This is a genomic window from Saccharothrix saharensis, from assembly GCF_006716745.1.
GTDB classification, from domain to species: Bacteria; Actinomycetota; Actinomycetes; order Mycobacteriales; family Pseudonocardiaceae; genus Actinosynnema; species Actinosynnema saharense.
This window is the reverse complement of sequence record NZ_VFPP01000001.1, coordinates 1,803,414-1,822,048: the sequence shown is the minus strand read 5'-3', so window position 1 is coordinate 1,822,048 and position 18,635 is coordinate 1,803,414. Positions and strand designations below refer to the sequence as shown.

17 protein-coding genes are annotated in these 18,635 nt (G+C 71.7%); 5 read left to right on the top strand and 12 right to left on the bottom strand.

Going from position 1 to position 18,635, the window contains the following annotated elements; translation table 11 throughout:
• Positions 1–7: 7 nt before the first annotated feature.
• Positions 8–502: an RICIN domain-containing protein gene (locus FHX81_RS07245; protein WP_141976270.1), complete on the top strand. Its 495-nt coding sequence runs from the start codon at positions 8–10 to the stop codon at positions 500–502.
• On the opposite strand, the gene FHX81_RS07240 is transcribed toward FHX81_RS07245, so the two are convergent.
• The 7 genes from FHX81_RS07240 to FHX81_RS07210 all read right to left on the bottom strand — a co-directional run bounded on the left by FHX81_RS07240 (position 499) and on the right by FHX81_RS07210 (position 7,957).
• Positions 499–1,971 carry a glycosyltransferase family 2 protein gene (locus FHX81_RS07240; RefSeq protein ID WP_141976268.1) on the bottom strand — a complete coding sequence of 491 codons (1,473 nt, stop codon included), beginning with the start codon at positions 1,969–1,971 and terminating at the stop codon, positions 499–501. The two genes, FHX81_RS07245 and FHX81_RS07240, sit on opposite strands and share 4 nt — an antisense overlap.
• Positions 1,968–2,387 carry a GtrA family protein gene (locus FHX81_RS07235; protein WP_141976266.1) on the bottom strand — a complete coding sequence of 140 codons (420 nt, stop codon included), beginning with the start codon at positions 2,385–2,387 and terminating at the stop codon, positions 1,968–1,970. The genes FHX81_RS07240 and FHX81_RS07235 overlap by 4 nt, the downstream gene beginning before the upstream one ends.
• Entirely contained in the window at positions 2,384–3,415 is a 1,032-nt protein-coding gene (locus tag FHX81_RS07230) for a glycosyltransferase family 2 protein (protein WP_141976264.1), read from the bottom strand. Before FHX81_RS07230 ends, FHX81_RS07235 begins: the two co-directional genes overlap by 4 nt.
• Positions 3,412–5,583 (bottom strand): glycosyltransferase family 39 protein, encoded by a 2,172-nt coding sequence (locus FHX81_RS07225; protein ID WP_141976262.1) that lies wholly within the window; start codon positions 5,581–5,583, stop codon positions 3,412–3,414. The genes FHX81_RS07230 and FHX81_RS07225 overlap by 4 nt, the downstream gene beginning before the upstream one ends.
• A 336-nt stretch (positions 5,584–5,919) precedes the next feature.
• Positions 5,920–6,174, bottom strand: coding sequence for a hypothetical protein (locus FHX81_RS07220; RefSeq protein WP_141976260.1), 255 nt, complete (start codon positions 6,172–6,174; stop codon positions 5,920–5,922).
• Positions 6,175–6,366: 192 nt separating this feature from the next.
• Positions 6,367–7,500 carry a hypothetical protein gene (locus FHX81_RS07215; RefSeq protein ID WP_141976258.1) on the bottom strand — a complete coding sequence of 378 codons (1,134 nt, stop codon included), beginning with the start codon at positions 7,498–7,500 and terminating at the stop codon, positions 6,367–6,369.
• Positions 7,501–7,561: 61 nt separating this feature from the next.
• Positions 7,562–7,957: a helix-turn-helix domain-containing protein gene (locus FHX81_RS07210; RefSeq protein WP_141976256.1), complete on the bottom strand. Its 396-nt coding sequence runs from the start codon at positions 7,955–7,957 to the stop codon at positions 7,562–7,564.
• Positions 7,958–8,103: 146 nt separating this feature from the next.
• Between FHX81_RS07210 and FHX81_RS07205 the strand changes: the two genes are divergently transcribed.
• The 4 genes from FHX81_RS07205 (at position 8,104) to FHX81_RS07190 (ending at position 12,614) form a co-directional block, all read left to right on the top strand.
• Positions 8,104–9,417, top strand: a complete 1,314-nt coding sequence (locus tag FHX81_RS07205) for a hemolysin family protein (RefSeq protein WP_141976254.1) — start codon at positions 8,104–8,106, stop codon at positions 9,415–9,417.
• Positions 9,414–10,457 carry a hemolysin family protein gene (locus FHX81_RS07200; protein WP_141976252.1) on the top strand — a complete coding sequence of 348 codons (1,044 nt, stop codon included), beginning with the start codon at positions 9,414–9,416 and terminating at the stop codon, positions 10,455–10,457. The genes FHX81_RS07205 and FHX81_RS07200 overlap by 4 nt, the downstream gene beginning before the upstream one ends.
• A gap of 28 nt (positions 10,458–10,485) precedes the next feature.
• Positions 10,486–11,484 carry a sporulation protein gene (locus FHX81_RS07195; protein ID WP_141976250.1) on the top strand — a complete coding sequence of 333 codons (999 nt, stop codon included), beginning with the start codon at positions 10,486–10,488 and terminating at the stop codon, positions 11,482–11,484.
• A gap of 188 nt (positions 11,485–11,672) precedes the next feature.
• Positions 11,673–12,614, top strand: a complete 942-nt coding sequence (locus FHX81_RS07190) for an alpha/beta fold hydrolase (RefSeq protein WP_141976248.1) — start codon at positions 11,673–11,675, stop codon at positions 12,612–12,614.
• Here the strand turns inward: FHX81_RS07190 and FHX81_RS07185 are convergent.
• From FHX81_RS07185 to FHX81_RS07165, 5 genes are read right to left on the bottom strand one after another with little or no spacing between them, the layout of a single operon-like run.
• Complete coding sequence (locus FHX81_RS07185; RefSeq protein WP_211363403.1) at positions 12,611–13,678, bottom strand: ABC transporter permease; 1,068 nt, start codon at positions 13,676–13,678, stop codon at positions 12,611–12,613. The two genes, FHX81_RS07190 and FHX81_RS07185, sit on opposite strands and share 4 nt — an antisense overlap.
• On the bottom strand, positions 13,671–15,176 hold the full coding sequence (locus FHX81_RS07180) for a sugar ABC transporter ATP-binding protein (RefSeq protein WP_141976246.1): 1,506 nt from the start codon (positions 15,174–15,176) through the stop codon (positions 13,671–13,673). The genes FHX81_RS07185 and FHX81_RS07180 overlap by 8 nt, the downstream gene beginning before the upstream one ends.
• A 21-nt stretch (positions 15,177–15,197) precedes the next feature.
• Positions 15,198–16,259, bottom strand: a complete 1,062-nt coding sequence (locus tag FHX81_RS07175) for a sugar ABC transporter substrate-binding protein (protein WP_246107672.1) — start codon at positions 16,257–16,259, stop codon at positions 15,198–15,200.
• A gap of 10 nt (positions 16,260–16,269) precedes the next feature.
• The gene (locus FHX81_RS07170; RefSeq protein WP_141976244.1) at positions 16,270–17,064 is read right to left on the bottom strand and encodes an SDR family NAD(P)-dependent oxidoreductase; all 795 of its coding nucleotides are present in this window, start codon (positions 17,062–17,064) and stop codon (positions 16,270–16,272) included.
• Positions 17,061–18,368 carry an enolase C-terminal domain-like protein gene (locus FHX81_RS07165; RefSeq protein WP_141976242.1) on the bottom strand — a complete coding sequence of 436 codons (1,308 nt, stop codon included), beginning with the start codon at positions 18,366–18,368 and terminating at the stop codon, positions 17,061–17,063. The genes FHX81_RS07170 and FHX81_RS07165 overlap by 4 nt, the downstream gene beginning before the upstream one ends.
• Between the last annotated feature and the right edge of the window lie 267 nt (positions 18,369–18,635).

Here is an 18,635-nt window from a genome sequence, read left to right as displayed (position 1 = left end):
TCGAACGATGACTCCCGGAACCACGAGGAAAGCGCTCGCCCTGGCGGCGGTGGCCGCTGTCACCGGCACCCTGCTCGGCTCGCCGGGCACCGGGTCGGCCGACGCGCCCGGGTTGATCCGCAACGCGGGCGACGCGCGCTGCCTGGACGCGGACCTCGGCACCATCGGCGGCGACGGCACCGAGGTCCAGCTGTGGGACTGCCACGGTGACGACAACCAGCTCTGGACCTTCGAGCCCGGCGGCCTCGTCCGCAACGGCCAGAGCGGGCGCTGCCTGGACGCCGAGCTCGGCGGCATCGGCGACAACGGCACGAAGGTGCAGCTGTGGGAGTGCCACGGCGAGGCGAACCAGATCTGGGACTACGAACGGGACCGCGGCCTGCTCGTCAACTACCTGAGCGGGCGCTGCCTGGACGCCGATCCGGACGGGCTCGGCGGCAACGGCACGGCGGTGCGCCTCTGGGACTGCCACGCCCGGCCCAACCAGCGGTGGTACTTCTAGCACCGGTCGCGTGACGGCCGGAACGGGACACCGCGCGTCTCGTCGTCGCGGACCAGGCCGTGGCGCGTGAGCTCCCAGTGGTGGCGCTTGCCGGGGCGCAGGAGCTGGCTCAGCGCCTTGTAGGCGGCGACGCTCATCAGCGCCCAGTACAGCGGGACGGTGAGCATGGTGGGCACCGCGCGGTGCAGGCCGCGTTCCATGCACCCGGCCATGAAGTGGTACAGCACGGCGAGGTTGCCGCCGAGCATGGCGGCCGTCCCGGCGTAGAGCACCGCCGGCGGGAACAGCGGCTCGATCCGCTCCGGGCCCACCGCGAGGTAGAGGCACGTCAGCGACCAGAACAGCGGGTTGACCAGCGTGGTGAGCGCGGTGAAGCCGAAGGTCAGCTGGAAGCCGGCGAACCGCCACGGGCCCAGCTCGCGCAGCAGCCGCCACGGGTTGCGCATGTGCACCAGCCACGTCTGGAGGTACCCCTTGATCCAACGGCTGCGCTGGCGGATCCAGTTGCCCAGCTCGCTGTTGGCCTCCTCGAACGTGACCGAGTCGATCACCCGCACGTCCCAGCCGCGGCGGGCGATGCGCACGCCCAGGTCGGCGTCCTCGGTGACGTTGTGCGGGTCCCAGCCGCCGAGCGCGCGCAGGGCGTCGACCCGGAAGTGGTTGGACGTGCCCCCCAGTGGAACGGGCAGGCGGAAGCGGTCCAACCCCCGCAGCGCCAAGGCGAAGGTCAACGCGTACTCGGCGGCGAAGTTCCGGGTCAGCCAGTTCGTCCAGGGGTTCCAGTAGGCCAGCTCGGCCTGCAGGCACACCACCCGGTCCGGTTCGCCCCCGAACGCCGCCACCACCTTGCGGAGCTGGTCGGACTCCGGTCGGTCCTCCGCGTCGTAGATCACGCAGAACCGGCCGGTGGCGCGGGTCAGGCCCACGTTGCACGCGTTGGGCTTGGTGCGCGGCCCGCCCTCGGGCACCGGCACCACCTCGAACCCCGTCGGCAGCTCCAGGCGGTCCAACGCCGGACGGGTGATCTCGTCGTCCTGTTCCACCAGCAGCAGGACCTGCAGCCGGTCGGCGGGGTAGTCGAGCCGGTGGAGGGTTTCGACCAGCCCCGGCAGCACCGCCTCCTCGCGGTGCAGCGGGACGAGGACGGTGTAGTGCGGCAGGTCCGGACCGGCCGCGATGTCCTCGTCGCGCACCCGGATGACCCGCGCGCCGGGGCCCGCGGCCACCAGCAGGCAGCGGAAGCAGATCACGAGCACGTAGGCGGTCGTGACCCCGGTGACGAACGCTTGCGCCCACCAGAGCGGAGGGGGTGCGACCGAGGTGAGGACGCCCGCCAGGACCAGGCAGGCCAGGACGGTGCACGTCACCGTCAGCGTGACCGCCTGCCCGTGGCCGAGCAGTCTGAAGGCGCTGTACCGCTCGGGGAGGACGAGGTCGTCGGCCCGATCACGGGAGGAACCGGTCGTCATGTGCGCCGGGCCGGTCCCGGCGGGCGGAAGACGACCCGGCGGTAGAGGACGTAGTTCCACACCAGTCCGAGTGCCAGGCCGACGAGCTTCGGCCCCGTCACCGCGGTGAGGGTGGTCGAACCGCCGAACAGGTCGTCGGTCACCGTGATCGCCAGGGGCTGGACCACCCACAGCCCCGATGCCGTGCACAGGAAGAACAACGGGATCTGGGCGCGCAGGGAGCCCGACCGCGCGCGGAAGGTGAACGACCTGTTGAGCGCGAAGCTCACCGCCATGCCCGCGGACGTCGAGATCAGGTTCGCCGGCAACACCGGGGTGCCCGCCAGGACCAGCGAGACGTAGCCGACCAGGTCCACGCAGGTGTTGACGACCCCGACCGCGCCGAAGCGCAGCCGGGTGGCGGTGACCGGCTTCACCGGTTCAGGCTCCGGTCTCCCGGTTCCGCCGACCGGTCCGGCGCGGCCTGCACCGGCGTGCGCTGGTGCAGGCCCGTGCGGACCGACGAGACGGTGTAGAGCGGTCGCCCCTGCGCTTCGGCGTAGGTCCGGCCGATGTAGCTGCCCAGCACGCCCTGCATGGTGATCTGCACCCCGCTGAGGAAGAACATCGCGATGGCGGTGAACGCCCACCCGGGCACCGCCGTCTCCGGAGCCAGGACCTTCACCCCGACCGTGTAGAGGATGCCCAGGAAGCTCAGCAGGGAGATGCCGTACCCGAGCCTGCTGATCAGCCGGAGCGGGGTGACGGAGAACCCGAGCAGGCCGTTCGCGGCCAGCCTCAGCATCTTGCCCAGCGGGTAGCCGGTGGTGCCCGCGTGCCGCTCGTCGCGGTCGAACAACACCCCGGTCTGGCGGAACCCGATGTAGCTGACCAGGCCGCGCAGGAACCGGTCGCGCTCGCGGAACTTGCGCAGTTCGTCGACCACCTTGCGGTCCAGGAGCCGGAAGTCGCCGGTGTCGCGCGGGATGTCGACCGAGGCGATCTTGCGCAGGACCCAGTAGAACGCGCTCGCGGTGACCCTCTTGAACGTCGTGTCGCGGCGGGAGCGGCGCTGCGCGTACACCACCTCGTAGCCCTGCCGCCACTTCGCGATCAGCTCCAGGCTCACCCGCGGCGGGTCCTGCAGGTCGCTGTCCATGACGATGACGGCGTCGGCGTCGACGAGGTCCAGACCCGCGGTGACCGCCGTCTGGTGGCCGAAGTTGCGCGCGAGCTCGATCACCGTGACGCGGTGGTCCGCGTCGGCCAGCGCTTGCAGGCGGGTGGCGGAGTCGTCCGTGCTGCCGTCGTCGACGTAGACGAAGGTGAAGTCGTAGCGGTCGGCGAGCACGTCCGTGACCTGGCACACCGTGCGGTGCAGCAGTTCGACGTTCCCCGCCTCGTTGTAGACCGGGAAGACGTACGCGATGGACTGCCTCCCGGCCGGTCGTCCCGCAGGGGTCACCGGTCCACCACCTCCGCTGCGACTCCGGGGCTGTCCACGCGCCGGTAGAAGATGTGGTGGTCGTCGGCGTAGGCCGGTTTGTACTCGAAGTGCATCAACGGGCTGTCATGCAGGCGCCGCCACACCGAGTCCTCACCACCGGGTGTGCGCCGGAGGTGGATCCAGCGGATGCCCTGCCCGACGGGATCGTCGAGCGCCGGCTCCCACTGGCGGAAGCTGCCCTCGTAGACGACCTGCCGCACGGGCACCCGGGAGTCGAAGCCGACCGTCTCGTTGCTCCACGACTGCATCAACACCCGGCCGCCGTCGTAGTGCTCGCGCAACCAGGCCGCCGCCCGGGCGTCGACGCGTTGGGCGGAACCCGCCCGGAAGGCCTTCGCCTCCTCGACCGTCGCGATCCCCGTCAGGGCCAGGTGCCCGCAGCCCACCAGCACGGCGACCGCGGGCAGGTACCTGAGCGGCGCCCGGTTCGCCGGCGCCACGAGGCAGGCGGTGAACAGCGCCGCGGGCAGCACCATGACGAGCGCGAACCGGACGTTGTAGAGGTCGCCGCCGACCTCGGGCACGTGCAGCGGCCGCTGACCGGAGTGCAGCGCCCAGACGAAGAACGGCAGGAACACCAGCAGGGGCAGCACCGCCGGTGCCTCGGCCCGCAACCTCGTCCGCCAGGCGAAGCAGACGAGCCCCGCGCCGGCGAGCACCAGCACGACCGGCCCGAGGTTGTGGTCCACGGCGTGCAGGTAGGTCGACAGCGACACCGCCCAGTCGCCGACGGCCCGCTCGTCCGCGCCGACCCACAACGCGGGCTTGGCGAACTCGCCGCGCACGAAGTTCAGCGGATCGCCGAAGATCGCGGCGTTCCACACCACCCACCCCACCACGCCGCTGACCGCCAGGCAGCCGAAGAACACCAGGTCGGCTCGCACGAGCACCCACCGCTCGACCTTCGCCCGCGACCGCCGCCACGAACACACACCGACGACGACCGCGACCGCCGACAGGAAAGCCCAGCCCTCGTAGCGCACCGAGGTGGCCCCGAGAACGGCGACGGCCGTCGCCACCAGGTGCCGGTAGTCGCCGTCCCGGCACCAGCGCAGCAGGTGCCAGGTCGCCGCGGCCAGGCAGGCCAGCAGCACCGCCTCGGTCATGGGCGTGCTCTGGAGGTACAGGACGTTGGGGTTGGCGCAGAACACCAGCGCCGCGGTCACCCCGCCCGCGCGGCGGCCGGTGAGCGCGAAGCCGATGCGGTACAGCCAGCCGGCCGTGGCGACGTAGGCGCACATCGACACGACGCTCGGCACGACGCCCGCGTGGTACCAGGACTCGTCCACGACGAACGGCAGGGCCAGCACGTGCGACAGCGGCAGCCAGACCCCGCCGAGTTGCGCGGCGCCGGGCGTCGACGCGTCGAGCACCCGCCGGGTGATCAGCAGGTGCGACACCGCGTCCGGGTAGGCCAACGTCGTCTGGGTCCAGGCGACCGCGGCGCACGCACCCACCGACATCACCACCGCGGCCAGGAGCACCGCGCGCAGGACGGGGTCACGCGGCGACGACGTCCCGCAGGCGACGTGACCGACCGCGGCCGGTCCGCCCTCGTCCCGCCCGTTCCCTTGTCGGACGGCGAAGGTCACCGCCCGCGCGTCGCGTCGGCGCAGCTCCGCCGGCAGTTCCACGGCGGGCAGCGTGGTGGAGCCCGGCCGGGTCGACGTGTTCCACCGGGACGACACCCGGGTACCCGCGGGATCGGCACCGCCGGACCGGTACCCGACGACCAGCTCGGCCCGTTCCCGACGGGCCGCGGCCAACAGGCCGGGCAGTCGCGCGGCGGCGAGCCGACCGTCGGTGAGGAGGATCCGCCGGTGGTCGTGCTCCGCCAGGGCCACGGCCAGGTCCGTGCCGGGCACCGCCCCGTCGCCGGGGTCCGGCCGACGCCGGACCGCCTCGACGCGATCCGGGTAGCGGTCCGCCAGCCCTTCGGCGACGCGCGCCGCGGCGACCGGACTGTCGTCCGCGAGCACGAGCAGCACGCGGTGCCGCGCACCGATCCGGTCCAGTGTGGACACCAGGTCGTGCACCGCCGCGGCGAGGTCGTGATCCTCCCGGACCGGCACGACCACGGTGACGCCCTCGGTGGCGCGCTGGTCGGGCAGACCTGGGCGGGGCATGGACCTGGTCACTCCTCGCGGAGAAGAACGATGCGTCGCAGGCACGGCGGCAGCGGTCCGGCGGCGATCACCCGGGCCTCTTCCGCGACCGAGCTTGGGTGCCGCGACCCACCCCCGCAAGTGGAACCGCCCGGGCACGAGCGCCTTGCACCCGTGCAGGTGACGGGTCGGACAACCGTGCCGGTTGGTCGGGGTGCCGGGCCGGCGCCACGCCCGCGTGCCCGATCAGGTGAACCGTGGTTTCGTGGCCCGCCACCAGCATCAGCCACAGGACGCCGACGAGTTCGCCGGTGGTGAGCCGGTCGCCCTCGTCGCGGGCCTGGACCGGGCCGGACGTCAGGTCGTCACCGGGTTCCCGGTGCTTGCGCCGCGCTCCGGCCCCGGCACGCCGAACAGCTCGCAGATCACCGCCATCGGCAGCGCCTCGGTGAACGAGGGCACCAGGTCCACCCCGTCGCCCGCCGCCACCACGCCGTCCAGCGATCGGTCGACCAGCTCCTGGATCCGCACCTCCGGGCCCTGGACCCGGGCCGGTGTGAAGCCCTTGCCGACGAGGCCGCGCAACCGCCGGTGGTCCGCGCCGCGCAGCATCGACGAGGACGGACCGGTCCCGTTCGGGGATTCGATGGGTGAGCCGACCGCAGAAGACGATCTTCGAGAGAGGGAGGACGAAGATGCCGCCGGCCGTCGAACCGGGGGCGCAATAGGCCGCTCGGGAGCTCTTCGGCGGACCCGGCGTCCCAGCCGGCGTCCCTCATGTCCCTCCGACCAGCGGACCGGCGCCTAGGAACGCTCGCGGACCGCCAGGTACACCGCGCGGACCGCCAGCGTGCGCTCGATCCGCTCGATCACGGGCGCGAAGAACTGCCTGCGCTGCTCGGCGTCGCTCATCGACACCACCGCGAAGTACATGCTGCCGAAGGCCGCGAACAACGTGGCGTTGCGCAGCATCGCCGCCGGCACGCCGGGAACCCACCCGGCGGGCTCCGGCGGTGCTCCGATCCACTGCTCCGCGACCGCGGGCGTCACCACGATCAGCCCGAGCGCCACGAAGAACGCGAACAGCGCGAGTCCGACCACCGCCGCCTGCACGAGCTGCCGGGTCGCCAGCACCACCAGCAGGTTCCGCGACTGCCGCCGGGTCAACTTGCGCGGACGCAGCGGCGCGTCGAACTCCTCGTCGCCCAGCGGTGTGCCCGCGCAGGCCTCTTCCAGCACCTCCGGGCGCAGGTCCTGTTCCACCCGGCCGATCTCGTCCTTCAGCCGCGCGGCCGCCGCGAGGACGGTGATCGCCGCGAACAGCGCCACGACCAGGCTCACCCGTTGCCACGGCAACTGGTTCATCGCCTGCCACAGCTCGCCGGTGAAGAACAGGAACAGCGTGACGAACAACAACGGCGGCAACGCCCGCCCGAGCAGGTGCACGCTGTTGCGCAAGTCGTGCACCGTGTGCCGGACCGCACCCTTGAGCAGCGCCACCAACCCGTAGGTGACCGCGAGCCAGGCGGCGACGAAGGTCGCCGCGAAGAACACGACCAACTGCACCGGATCGCTGTCCGGCGTGTCGTCGATGGTGTCCTGCAGGACCGGCACGATCACGGGCACCGCCGCGTACCCGACCAGGATCGCGATCGTGCGGTTGCGCGTGATCACCGGCAGCCGCCGCACGAACGACGACAGCAGGACCCAGCTCGTGAGCGCACTGGCGAGGATCACCGCCAGCAGCACCCACCGGCCGTACCCCGCCGCGCCCAGCGGCACGAGCCAGACCAGGCCCGCGATCGCGATGGTGGCCAGCGCGGGGAGCATCCGCGGCAGCACGTGCGTGAAGAACCCGTAGCCCTCGATCATCGTCGGGGTTCCCTGCTGGACGAACCACCGCTCGGTGCGGCGCGCCAGCAGCCGTGCGGCTGTCATGGACGAGATCATGCCCCAGAACGCCGGCGCCACCCCCGCGGTCCGCCCCGGTCGGCCCGGGTCAGGGGATGGGCAGGTCGGGCGGGATCTGGAGGGCGACGGTGATGAGGGAGTGCACGCGGGTGGCGACGGCGGCCAGCAGGCCGTGCACCTCCGGTGACGCGGTCTCCGCCGCGGCCTGGAGGGTGCGCAGGTCCTCGTCGATGCGGTCCAGGATCGCGCCGAGGTCGGCGTGCTGGTCGGTGAGGGCGGTCGCGATCTCCTCCAGGGGGACGCCCTGGACTTCGAGGCGTTGGATGAGGTGGATGCGCTCGACGTCGGCCGGGTCGTAGAGGCGGTAGTTGCTCGCGGTCCGCTTGGCGGGCGTGAGCAGGCCGAGGCTGGTGTAGTAGTCGACGGTGCGGGGGCTGACCTGGGCTCGCGCGGCGAGTTCGCCGATCTTGACCAGAACGGTCACCGGTGGTTCACCTCCGTGTGCTCTCCGTCAACCGTACAGCTTCACGTGCTACCGTGAAGTATGCCTGATAGCGCTGATACGGACGGCTGTAGTAGTGGGCCGGGTGGGACCCGGCTGATCATCGAACCCCCCGCGGCGGGTGCGCCGTGTTGATCTTCACCGGCTTGCTCGCGATCGTGGCCCTCACCGCGGCCACCGGGTACTTCGTGGCCCAGGAGTTCGCCTACATGGCGGTGGACCGGGGCCGGCTCCAGCAGATGGCCGAGAGCGGCGACAAGGCCGCCGAACGGGCCCTGCGCGTGACGCAGAAGCTGTCGTTCATGCTCTCCGGCGCCCAGTTCGGCATCACCGTGACCGCGCTGCTCGCGGGCTACGTCGCCGAACCGCTGCTGGGCACGGGCCTGGCCGACCTGCTGGGGCTCACGGGCCTGTCGACCGCGGTGGCGGTGTCGCTGTCGATGGTCGTCGCGCTGGTGTTCGCGACGGTGGTGCAGATGGTCCTGGGCGAGCTGCTGCCCAAGAACTTCGCCATCGCCCGCCCCGAACCGCTGGCCAAGGCGTTGAGCGCGTCCACGCTGGTCTACCTCAAGATCGCCGGACCGGTGATCCGGCTGTTCGACGCGACGGCCAACCGGCTGCTGCGCGCGGTCGGCATCGAGCCGGTGGAGGAGCTGCCCCAGGGCGCCACCCCGGAGGACCTGCGCCAGATCGTCACCGACGCGGGCGCCGAGGGTCACCTGGACGCCGAGCTGTCGCGCCTGCTCGACCGCGGCCTCGGGTTCCGCGACCTGGTCGCCGAACAGGCCATGACCCCCCGGGTGGTCGTGCACAGCGTCCGGGCCGACGAGCCCGTGCTCCGCGTGGTGGAGCTGCTGGACACCGGCCACTCGCGCTTCCCCGTCTTCGGCGACGACCTGGACGACCTGCGCGGCGTGGTCGGGTTGGCCGAGGTGCTGACCGTGGACGCCGAGCGGCGTGCGGACGCGCTGATCGGTGACATCGCCTCGCCCGCCCTCGTGGTGCCGTCCTCGCTGCCGCTGCCCGCGGTGCTGGAGCGGCTGCGGGCCGAGCGCAGGCAGCTCGCCTGCGTCGTGGACGAGTTCGGCGGTTTCGCCGGCGTCGTCTCGCTGGAAGACCTGGCCGAGGAGCTGGTCGGGGAGATCCACGACGAGGACGACCTCGTCGAGGACGTCATCGAGCCGGTCGGCGAGGGCCGGTGGCGGGTGCCCGGCCGGATGCGCGTGGACGAGATCGCCGACGCCACCGGCGTGGAGCTGCCCGAGCACGACAGCTACGACACCGTGTCGGGCCTGGTGCTCAGCCGGCTGGGCCGCACGGCCCGGGTGGGTGACGAGGTGGAGGTCGACGGCGCGTCGGTGCGGGTGACCGCGGTCGCGCGCAACGTGCCCGACAGCATCCTGCTCGCCACCCGCACCGCCGAGCGGGAGGACGTCCGATGAGCACCACCTGGTCGTTGCTGATCTCGCTGGTGCTGTTGGTGGCCAACGCGTTCTTCGTGGCGGCCGAGTTCGCGCTGATCGCCGCCAAGCGGCACCGCCTGGAGCAGGACGCCGAGACGAGCCGTGCCGCCCGTGCGGCGGTCGCGGGTGTGCGCGAGCTGTCGCTGATGCTCGCCGGCGCCCAGCTCGGCATCACGCTGTGCACGCTGGGGCTGGGCGCGCTGGCCAAACCCGCGGTGGCCGACCTGGTCGACCCGCTGCTGCTGGCCACCGGCCTGCCCTCGGGTGTGTCCTACGCCATCGCGTTCACGCTCAGCCTGGTGCTGGTCGTGTTCCTGCACATGGTCGTGGGCGAGATGGCCCCGAAGTCGTGGGCGATCTCCCACCCCGAGCGCTCCGCCCTGCTGCTGGCGCTGCCGTTCCGGGCGTTCGCCCACTCGGTCCGGTGGGTCCTCAGCGGGCTCAACGGCGTGACCAACGCGTTGCTGCGGTCCCTGAAGGTCGAACCGCAGGACGAGCTGGCCCAGGCCCACCGGCCGGAAGACCTGCGGATGCTCGTGCGGCAATCCGCCGAGCACGGCCTGATCCCGGAGGGGCAGCAGCGGTTGCTGACCCGGATGCTGCAACTGCAGAACACCACGCTCGCGCAGGTCATGGTGCCGATCGAGGACGCGTTGAGCGTGTCCGAGCACAGCAGCGCGCGAGCCGTCGAACGCCGCAGCCGTGAGTCGGGGCGTTCCCGGTTCCCGGTCGTGGACGTGCACGGCGACTACGTCGGCCTGGTGCACATCCGCGAGGCCGTGCGCGCCGCGGCCGCCGGCCACCGCCGGACCGCCCGGGAGATGATGGCTCCGGCGGTGACCCTGTCCGCCACCATGCCGGTCGCGAACGCGGTGACCGCGATGCGCGCCGAGCGGGCGCAACTGGCGCTGGTGTCCGACGCCGAGGACCGCGTGGTCGGCATCGCCGCGCTGGAAGACCTCCTCGAAGAGCTGATCGGCGACTTCGAGGACGAGACCGACACCTTGCTCCGCACGTGACCAACCACCCCTCCCGGAGGAAGCACTGATGTTCAAACGGATGCTCAGCGCGTTCGGCGTCGGCGGACCGTCCGTCGACACCGTCCTGGACACCCCGCACGCCACGCCCGGCCAGGTCGTCACCGGCCAGGTCCGCATCCAGGGCGGCAGCAACGACGCCCACATCGACCAGATCGTGCTGTCGCTCGTGACGCGGGTCGAGGTCGAGCACGGCGACCACGAGTTCGCCGGCGTGTCGGAGTTCCTGCGCGTGGTCGTCGCGCAGGGCGTGCGGGTGCCCGCCGGTCAGCCGATGGCCGTGCCGTTCCAGCTCCCGGTGCCGTGGGAGACCCCGATCACCGCGGTCGGCGGGCAGCAGTTGCCCGGCATGACCGTCGGCGTGCGCACCGAGCTGGTCATCTCCGGCGCGCCCGACAAGGGCGACCTGGACCCGCTGCTGGTCGGCCCGCTGCCGTCCCAGGACCGCGTGCTGGACGCGTTCGGGCAGCTCGGGTTCCAGTTCCGCAGCGCCGACGTCGAGGCCGGGCGCATCCACGGCGTGCACCAGGAACTCGGGTTCTACCAGGAGATCGAGTTCTTCCCGCCGGCCCAGTACGCGGGCCGGATCAACCAGGTCGAGCTGACCTTCGTCACCAGCCCGCACGAACTCGTCGTGGTGCTGGAGGCGGACAAGCGCGGCGGCATGTTCTCCTCCGGCTCCGACGCCTTCGGCCGGTTCCACGCCTCCCACCAGGACGCGGTGAACACCGACTGGGCGGGTGCCGTCAACCAGTGGCTGGCCCAGGTCGCCGACCGCGGCGGCCACTCCGCGTTCGGCGGTCACGCCCCCGGCTACGGGCAGCCGGGTTACGGGCAGCCGGGCTACGGCTACGACCAGCACGGTCACCACGGTCACCACCGCGGTCCCGGCATGGGCGCGGTCGTCGGCGGTGTCGCGGCCGGTGTGGTGGGCGGCATGGTCCTCGGCGAGGTCGTCGAGGAGGTCTTCGAGGACGACGGCGGCGACGCCATGGGCTTCGAGGAGTGACCGCTTCCCCGAGCGCCTGAGCACGAGCACCACGAGGCCGTGGCACCGCGAGGTGTCACGGCTTCCGGTTCTTCCGGGTTCTTCCGGTGTGCCACCTATCGCGGACAGGACTTGTCCGCGATGCGCCTTACGGTGGCGACATCCGACCAGGCCGCGGCCAGGATCGGCATCCCACCGAAAGGAACGCGGTGTTCAACCCGACGGATTTTCCCGAACCCACCCTGATCCCGGTCAACGGGGTGGAGCTCGAAGTCTTCGAAGCCGGTCCGCGCGGTACCGGTGAGCCCGTCGTGCTCTGCCACGGCTGGCCGGAGCACGCCTTCTCCTGGCGTCACCAGGTGTCCGCGCTCGCCGGGGCGGGCTACCACGTCATCGTCCCCAACCAGCGGGGTTACGGCAACTCGTCCCGGCCGACCGAGGTGACGGACTACGACGTCGAACACCTCTCGGGTGACCTCGTCGCCCTCCTCGACCACTACGGCTACGAGGACGCCACCTTCGTCGGGCACGACTGGGGTGCGCTCGTCGTCTGGGGACTGGCCCTGCTGCACCCGAGCCGGGTGAACAAGCTGGTCAACCTGAGCGTGCCCTATCCCGAGCGCGGCGAGAAGCCCTGGGTCGAGTTCATCGAGGACGTGCTGGGCAGCGACTTCTACTACGTCCACTTCAACCGGCACCCTGGCGTCGCGGACGCCGTGTTCGACGACAACACGGCCCGGTTCCTGCGCAACATGTACCGGAAGGACGAGCCCCCCGCCGAGCCGCAACCGGGCATGGCGCTGATCAACCTCGCCCGGGCGGAAGCACCGCGCGGTGAGCCGCTGATGAGCGACCGCGAACTGGCCGTCTTCGTCTCCGCCTTCGAGACGTCGGGGTTCACCGGCGGCATCGACTGGTACCGGAACGCCAACCGCAACTGGCACTTCCTGGCGGACGTCGACCCCGTCGTCCGCCGGCCCGCCCTCATGATCTACGGCACCCGGGACGTGGTCCCGAGGGGGGAGAACCTGACGACGTTCGTGCCCGATGTGGAGGTGGTCACCCTCGAGTGCGGCCACTGGATCCAGCAGGAACTGCCCGAGGAGACGAACCGGGCGATCCTGGACTGGCTGGGACGGCGGGGCGGCTAGTCCTGGGCCCTGCCCCCGGTGATGCGGGACACCGCCAGGGCGATCAGGATGATCGTGCCGTTCAGGGCGCCGATCCACTGCGCGGGCACGCCGCCGAGGGTGAGCACGTTCTGGATCATGAACAGCAGCAGGATGCCGGTGAAGGCGCCGAACACGGTGCCCTTGCCGCCGTTGAGGCTGATGCCACCGATGACCGCGGCGGCGAAGACGGTGAAGATGTAGCCGTTGCCCTGGGCGGAGGCGACGGAGGCCAGCCGGCCGGAGAGCAGCAGGCCGCCGAGCGCGGCGAGCAGGCTCGCGATCACGATGACGGTCCACAGGACGCGGTCGGTGCGGATGCCGGCCGCCTTGGCCGCGTCCACGTTGCCGCCGATGGCGTAGAGGGAGCGGCCGAAGCTGGTGAAGCCCAGGACCACGATGCCGACGGCGAACAGGACCAGGCACAGCCACACCGACGCGGGCATGCCGAGCCACTGGGCGGTACCGAGGTAGAGCATCGACTCCGGGAGGCGGAAGAAGGTCTGCCCGCCGGAGATGCCGGTGAGGATGCCGCGCAGCACGATCAGCATGCCCAGTGTCACGATGAAGCCGTTGAGCCCGAACCGGATGATGAACAACGCGTTGACGACGCCGACCAGCACGCCGATGGCCAGCGTGATGGGCACCGACCAGCCTCCCGGCACCAGGCCGAGCCCGTGGCCGGCGCCGACCGGCACGGTGAGCCACGCGGCGACACCCGGTGCGAGGCCGACGGTGGACTCCAGGGAGAGGTCCATCTTCTTGACGATCAGCACCAGTGCCTGGGCCAGGACCAGGACGGCGATCTCCGACATGGTCTGCAGGATGTTGACCAGGTTGTCGGCCCGCAGGAACACCGGGCTGACCAGTTGACCGACGATCGCGATCACGATGATCGCGGGGATGAGCGCGAGGTCGCGCAGCCGGGCGAAGGCGATCCGCCGCCGGCCCGCGAACCGGGACGACGGACCCCGTCCGGCGGGACCGCCCGTCCCGTCGGCGGGGCCGTTCCCGGCGACCGCGGCGGCGGTCTTGCTCTCAGACATCGAGGTCCACTCCTTCCATCGCGGCCACCAGTCGGTGGTCGTGCCAGCCGCGGGCGGTCTCGGCGACCACGCGGCCCTGGAACACCACCAGGACCCGGTCGCACAGGCGCAGGTCGTCGAGTTCGTCGGAGGCGACGAGCACGCCGGTGCCGGACTCGGCGACCTCCTCGACCTTGCCGAGGAGGAACTCCTTGGACCGCACGTCGACGCCGGCGGTCGGGTTGACCAGCACCAGCAGCGCCGGGTCGTTGGCCAGGGCCCGGGCCATGACGACCTTCTGCTGGTTGCCGCCGGAGAGACCGGAGACCGGCAGTCCCGGCCCGGGTGCCTTGATCGCCAACCCGTCGATCATGGCCTCGGCGAAGCCGTCCCGGCGGCGGCCGTCGATGAACCCGGCGCGTCCGAGCCGTTCCGGGATGGTCAGGGTGCCGTTGTCGGCGATGGACATCCCCGGTACGAGGCCTTGGTGGTGCCGGTCCTGCGGGACGAACCCGACACCGGCGGCGAGAGCGGCGGGCACGCTGCCCGGCCGCGGTCGGGTGCCGGCGATCTCCACGGTGCCGCCCGCGGCGGTCCGCAGCCCGACGACGGTCTCCGCGATCTCGATGCGGCCGCTGCTCGCCGCGCCGGCGAGCCCGACGATCTCACCGGCCCGGACGCGGAACGACACGTCGTCGTAGGAGCCCGGCAGGGACAGCCCGGCCACGTCGAGCACGTGCGCGGCGTCCGGCGCCGGTCCGCGGCGCCGGACGCCGGTGTCCGCCGGTGCCTCGCCGGTCATCGCCGCGACCAGCTCGCCCCGGGGCAGCTCGTCGACCGCGGCCGTCAGGATGTGCCTGGCATCGCGGAACACCGTCACCGTGTCGCAGATCTCGTAGATCTCCTGCAGGTGGTGGCTGATGAACAGGAAGGTGACGCCCTGTCGCTGGAGGTCGGTGATGCGGGAGAACAGCCGGCTGATCGCGGCGGCGTCCAGTTGGGCGGTGGGCTCGTCCAGGATGATGAAGCGGGCGCCGAACGACAACGCCCTGGCGATCTCCACGAACTGGCGCTGCTCGACGTCGAGCTCGCGCGCGGGCGCGCGCACGTCCACGTCGACCGACCAGGTCTCCAGCAGCTCCCGCGCCCGCTCGCGCGTCGTCCGCCAGCTGATCAGCCCGCCGCGCCCGCGGTCGTGCCGGTTGAGGTAGAGGTTCTCGGCGACGGTCAGCTCGGGGATGATCGTGGACTTCTGGTAGACGCAGGCGACCCGCCGCCGCCAGGCGTCGCGGTCGGCGAGCCGCGGCGCGGGCTCGCCGCCGAACCTCACCTCGCCCTCGTCGGCGGCCTGGAGTCCGGTGAGGACGGACACCAGGGTCGACTTGCCCGCTCCGTTGCGCCCGACCAGGGCGTGGGTCTGCCCGGCCTCGATCCTGATGCCCGCGCCGTCCAGGGCGACCGTGGACCCGAACCGCTTGGTGATGCCCGTCGCCTCGACGACGGGCGTGGCGGTGACCATCTCGCTCCTCGTCCCCCGGGGTCAGCCGAGTTCGTTGCCCCACAGGGACTCGTCGTCGGCCTTGAGGCTGGGCACCCCGTCGTAGGTGCCGCCGTCGGCCGTGACCAGGGGAGCGGAGAGCTGGTCCTCCAGCAGGCCGTCGCGGACCTGGACGATCGTGCTGTCGTGGTCGGTCTTGCCGGGCGCGAACGTCTTGCCGTCGATCGCGGCCTTGAGGTAGTGCAGCGCGTACTCGGCGTAGAGGTCGGCCGGCTGGGAGACGGTGGCGTCGATCTTGCCCTCGGCGATGTTGCGGAGTTCCTCGGGGATGCCGTCGTTGGACACGATGAAGACGTGCTCGGGATCGGTCGGCCCGACCAGCAGGTTCTTCTGCTTGAGCACCTGGAGGGTGCCGGCGAGGGCGAAGCTGGACTGCATGTAGACGCCCTTGATGTCGGGGTGGGCGGTGAGGTCGGTCTGGAGCTTCTGCGCGGCGACCGCGCCGTCCCAGTTCGTGGCCTCGCCGAACACGGTGATGCCGGGGTAGTTGGCCTTCATGCAGTCGTTGAACGCCTCGGTGCGGTCGCGGCCGTTGATCGAGGCGAGGTCGCCCTGCAGCATGACGACCTTGCCCTTGCCGCCCAGCTTGACGCCGAGGAAGCGGCACGCCTTCTCGCCGTAGGCGCGGTTGTCGGCCCGGACCACCATGTAGACGTTGCCGGTGTCGGGTCGGGTGTCCACGGTGACCACCGGGATCTTCTTCGCTTCGAGCTGCTCCAGCGTGGGCGCGATGGCGGCGGTGTCCTGGGGAGCCATCGCGACGCCCTTGACGCCCTGGCTGATGAACGTCTGTGCGTTGGCGGTGAGCTTGGCGACGTCGTTCTGCGAGTTGGTGGTCTTGAGCTCCAGACCGAGCTCCGCCGCGGCACCCGGGGTGTACTTGATGTAGGAGTTCCAGAAGTCGGTGTCGGAGCGCGGGTAGTCGACGCCGACCACGGGTCCGCCGTCCCCGGCGGACCCGGCGCCCGAGCCGCAGGCGGTGAGCGCGGCGGTGAGGACGGCGGCCGCGCCGAGGTGGGCGATGGTGCGGTGGGTGGTTTTCACGGCGGTTCTCCTAGCGGCGTTGCTGTGGGAACTCGGGCAGGGAGGCCGGGGACGGGGGGCGGACGCGCAGGCCGCTCATGCCGCCGTCGACGGCGAGGTCGGTGCCGGTGGTGGAGCCGGAGAGCGGGCTCGCCAGGTAGGCGATGGCGGCGGCGACCTCGTCGGCGGTGACGAGGCGGCCCAGGGGTTGGCGGGCGGTGAGCGCGGCCCGTTCGGCTTCGGGGTCGTCGGCGCGGTCGAGCAGGCGGGCGATCCAGGGTGTGTCGGCGGTGCCGGGGTTGACGCAGTTGACGCGGATGCCGTCGTGGACGAGGTCCGCGGCGGTCGCGCGGGTCAGGGAGAGCACCGCGCCCTTGGTGGCGGAGTAGAGGGCGCGGTCGGGCAGCCCGGCGGTCGCGGCGATGGAGCAGGTGTTGACGATCGCGGCGTGGGAGGAGCGGCGCAGGTGCGGCAGCGCGGCACGGGTGGTGCGGACGATGCCGAAGACGTTGACGTCGAACACCCGTCGCCACTCGTCGTCGGGGTTGTCCTCGATGGTGCCCTGTGCGCCGATGCCGGCGTTGTTGACGAGGATGTCGATGCCGCCCAGCAACCGCGCGGCCTGCTCGACGGCGGTCCGCACGGCGTCGTCGTCGGACACGTCGGCCCGGATCCCGATCAGCGGGTCGGGCACGCCGTCGGGTTCGAGGTCCAGACACGCGACCCGGGCACCGCGGGCGGACAGCAGGCGCGCGGTGGCCAGTCCGATGCCGGACGCGCCGCCGGTGACCACGGCGGTCGACCCGGCCAGTTCGGGCGCGCTCACGCCGTGGCCTGCCGGTCCCACACGGGCCCGTCGGGGAAGCGGTGGTCGGCGATGGACGCAGGGTGCAGCTCGGCGCTGATCCCGGGCGCGGTCGGCGGCAGGTAGCGGCCGTCGCGGATCCGCACCGGGTCGGTGAAGTGCTCGTGCAGGTGGTCGACGTACTCGATGACGCGGTCGTCGGTGGTGCCGCTGACGGCCACGTAGTCGAACATCGCCAGGTGCTGGACCATCTCGCACAACCCGACACCGCCCGCGTGCGGGCAGACCGGGACGCCGAACTTCGCCGCCAGCAACAGGATCGCGACGTTCTCGGTGACGCCCGCCGTGCGGCTGGCGTCGAGTTGCAGGACGTCCAGCGCACCGGCCTGGAGGAGCTGCTTGAACATCACCTGGTTGTGGGTGTGCTCGCCGGTGGCGACCTTCACCGGGGCGATCGCCCGCCGGATGGCGGCGTGGCCGAGGATGTCGTCGGGCGAGGTGGGCTCCTCGATCCAGTACGGGTCGTAGCGCAGCAGCGGGGTCATCCGGTCGATCGCCTGCCGCACGCCCCACGCCTGGTTGGCGTCGACGGCGATCCTGATGTGCGGCCCGACCGCCTCGCGGGCCAGCCGCAGGCGGCGCAGGTCGTCGGCGGGGTCGGCCCCGACCTTCAGCTTGATCTGGGTGAAGCCGTCGGCGACCGCTTCCGCCGCCAGGCGCACGAGCTTCTCGTCGTCGTAGCCCAGCCATCCCGGTGTCGTGGTGTAGGCGGGGTAGCCGTGCCGCAGGAGGTGGTCGGTGCGCTCGGCGCGGCCGGGTTCGGCCCGGCGGAGGATGTCGAGCGCCTCGTCCCGGGTGAGCGCGTCGTCGAGGTAGCGGAAGTCGACCAGGTCGACCAGTTGTTCGGGGGACAGCTCGGACAGCAGCCGCCACACCGGCTTGCCCTCGCGCCGCCCGTACAGGTCCCAGACGGCGTTGACGACGGCGGCGGCGGCCATGTGGATGGCACCCTTCTCCGGACCGAGCCAGCGCAGCTGGCTGTCACCGGTCAGGCGCCGCGAGAACGCCCCCAGGTCGGCCAGCACGTCGTCCACCGGCAGGCCGACGACGAGCGGGGCCAACGCGCGCACCGCGGCCACCTCGACGTCGTTGCCGCGCCCCACGGTGAAGGCGAGACCGTGGCCCTCCGCGCCACCGCTGGTGCGAACGGTCACGTAGGCGGCCGAGTAGTCCGGTTCGGGGTTCATCGCGTCGGAACCGTCGCGCTCGCGGGAGGTCGGGAACCGCACGTCGACCGCGTCCACGGCGGTGATCAGCTCAGTCATCGTGCCTGGCGTTCCCGGCTCGAACGCCTCGGCTTCGGGTCGGAGTCATGGTGACCACCCCTCGTCGGTGTCGGTGGCGTGCCCGCGGTGCGACCACAGCGCACCGGACATGGGATGGATTTATAGGGCGTTGGAGTGCCGGTGTCCAGACCGGGCGATTGAATGCGGCCGAACGTGCAGATCAGCGGGGATTCCTTCTGTGACGCCGTATCCGCGAACGTCCAACCTCTTTCCCGGAGATGGGATGTCTTGCTAGCCTGCCGTCCG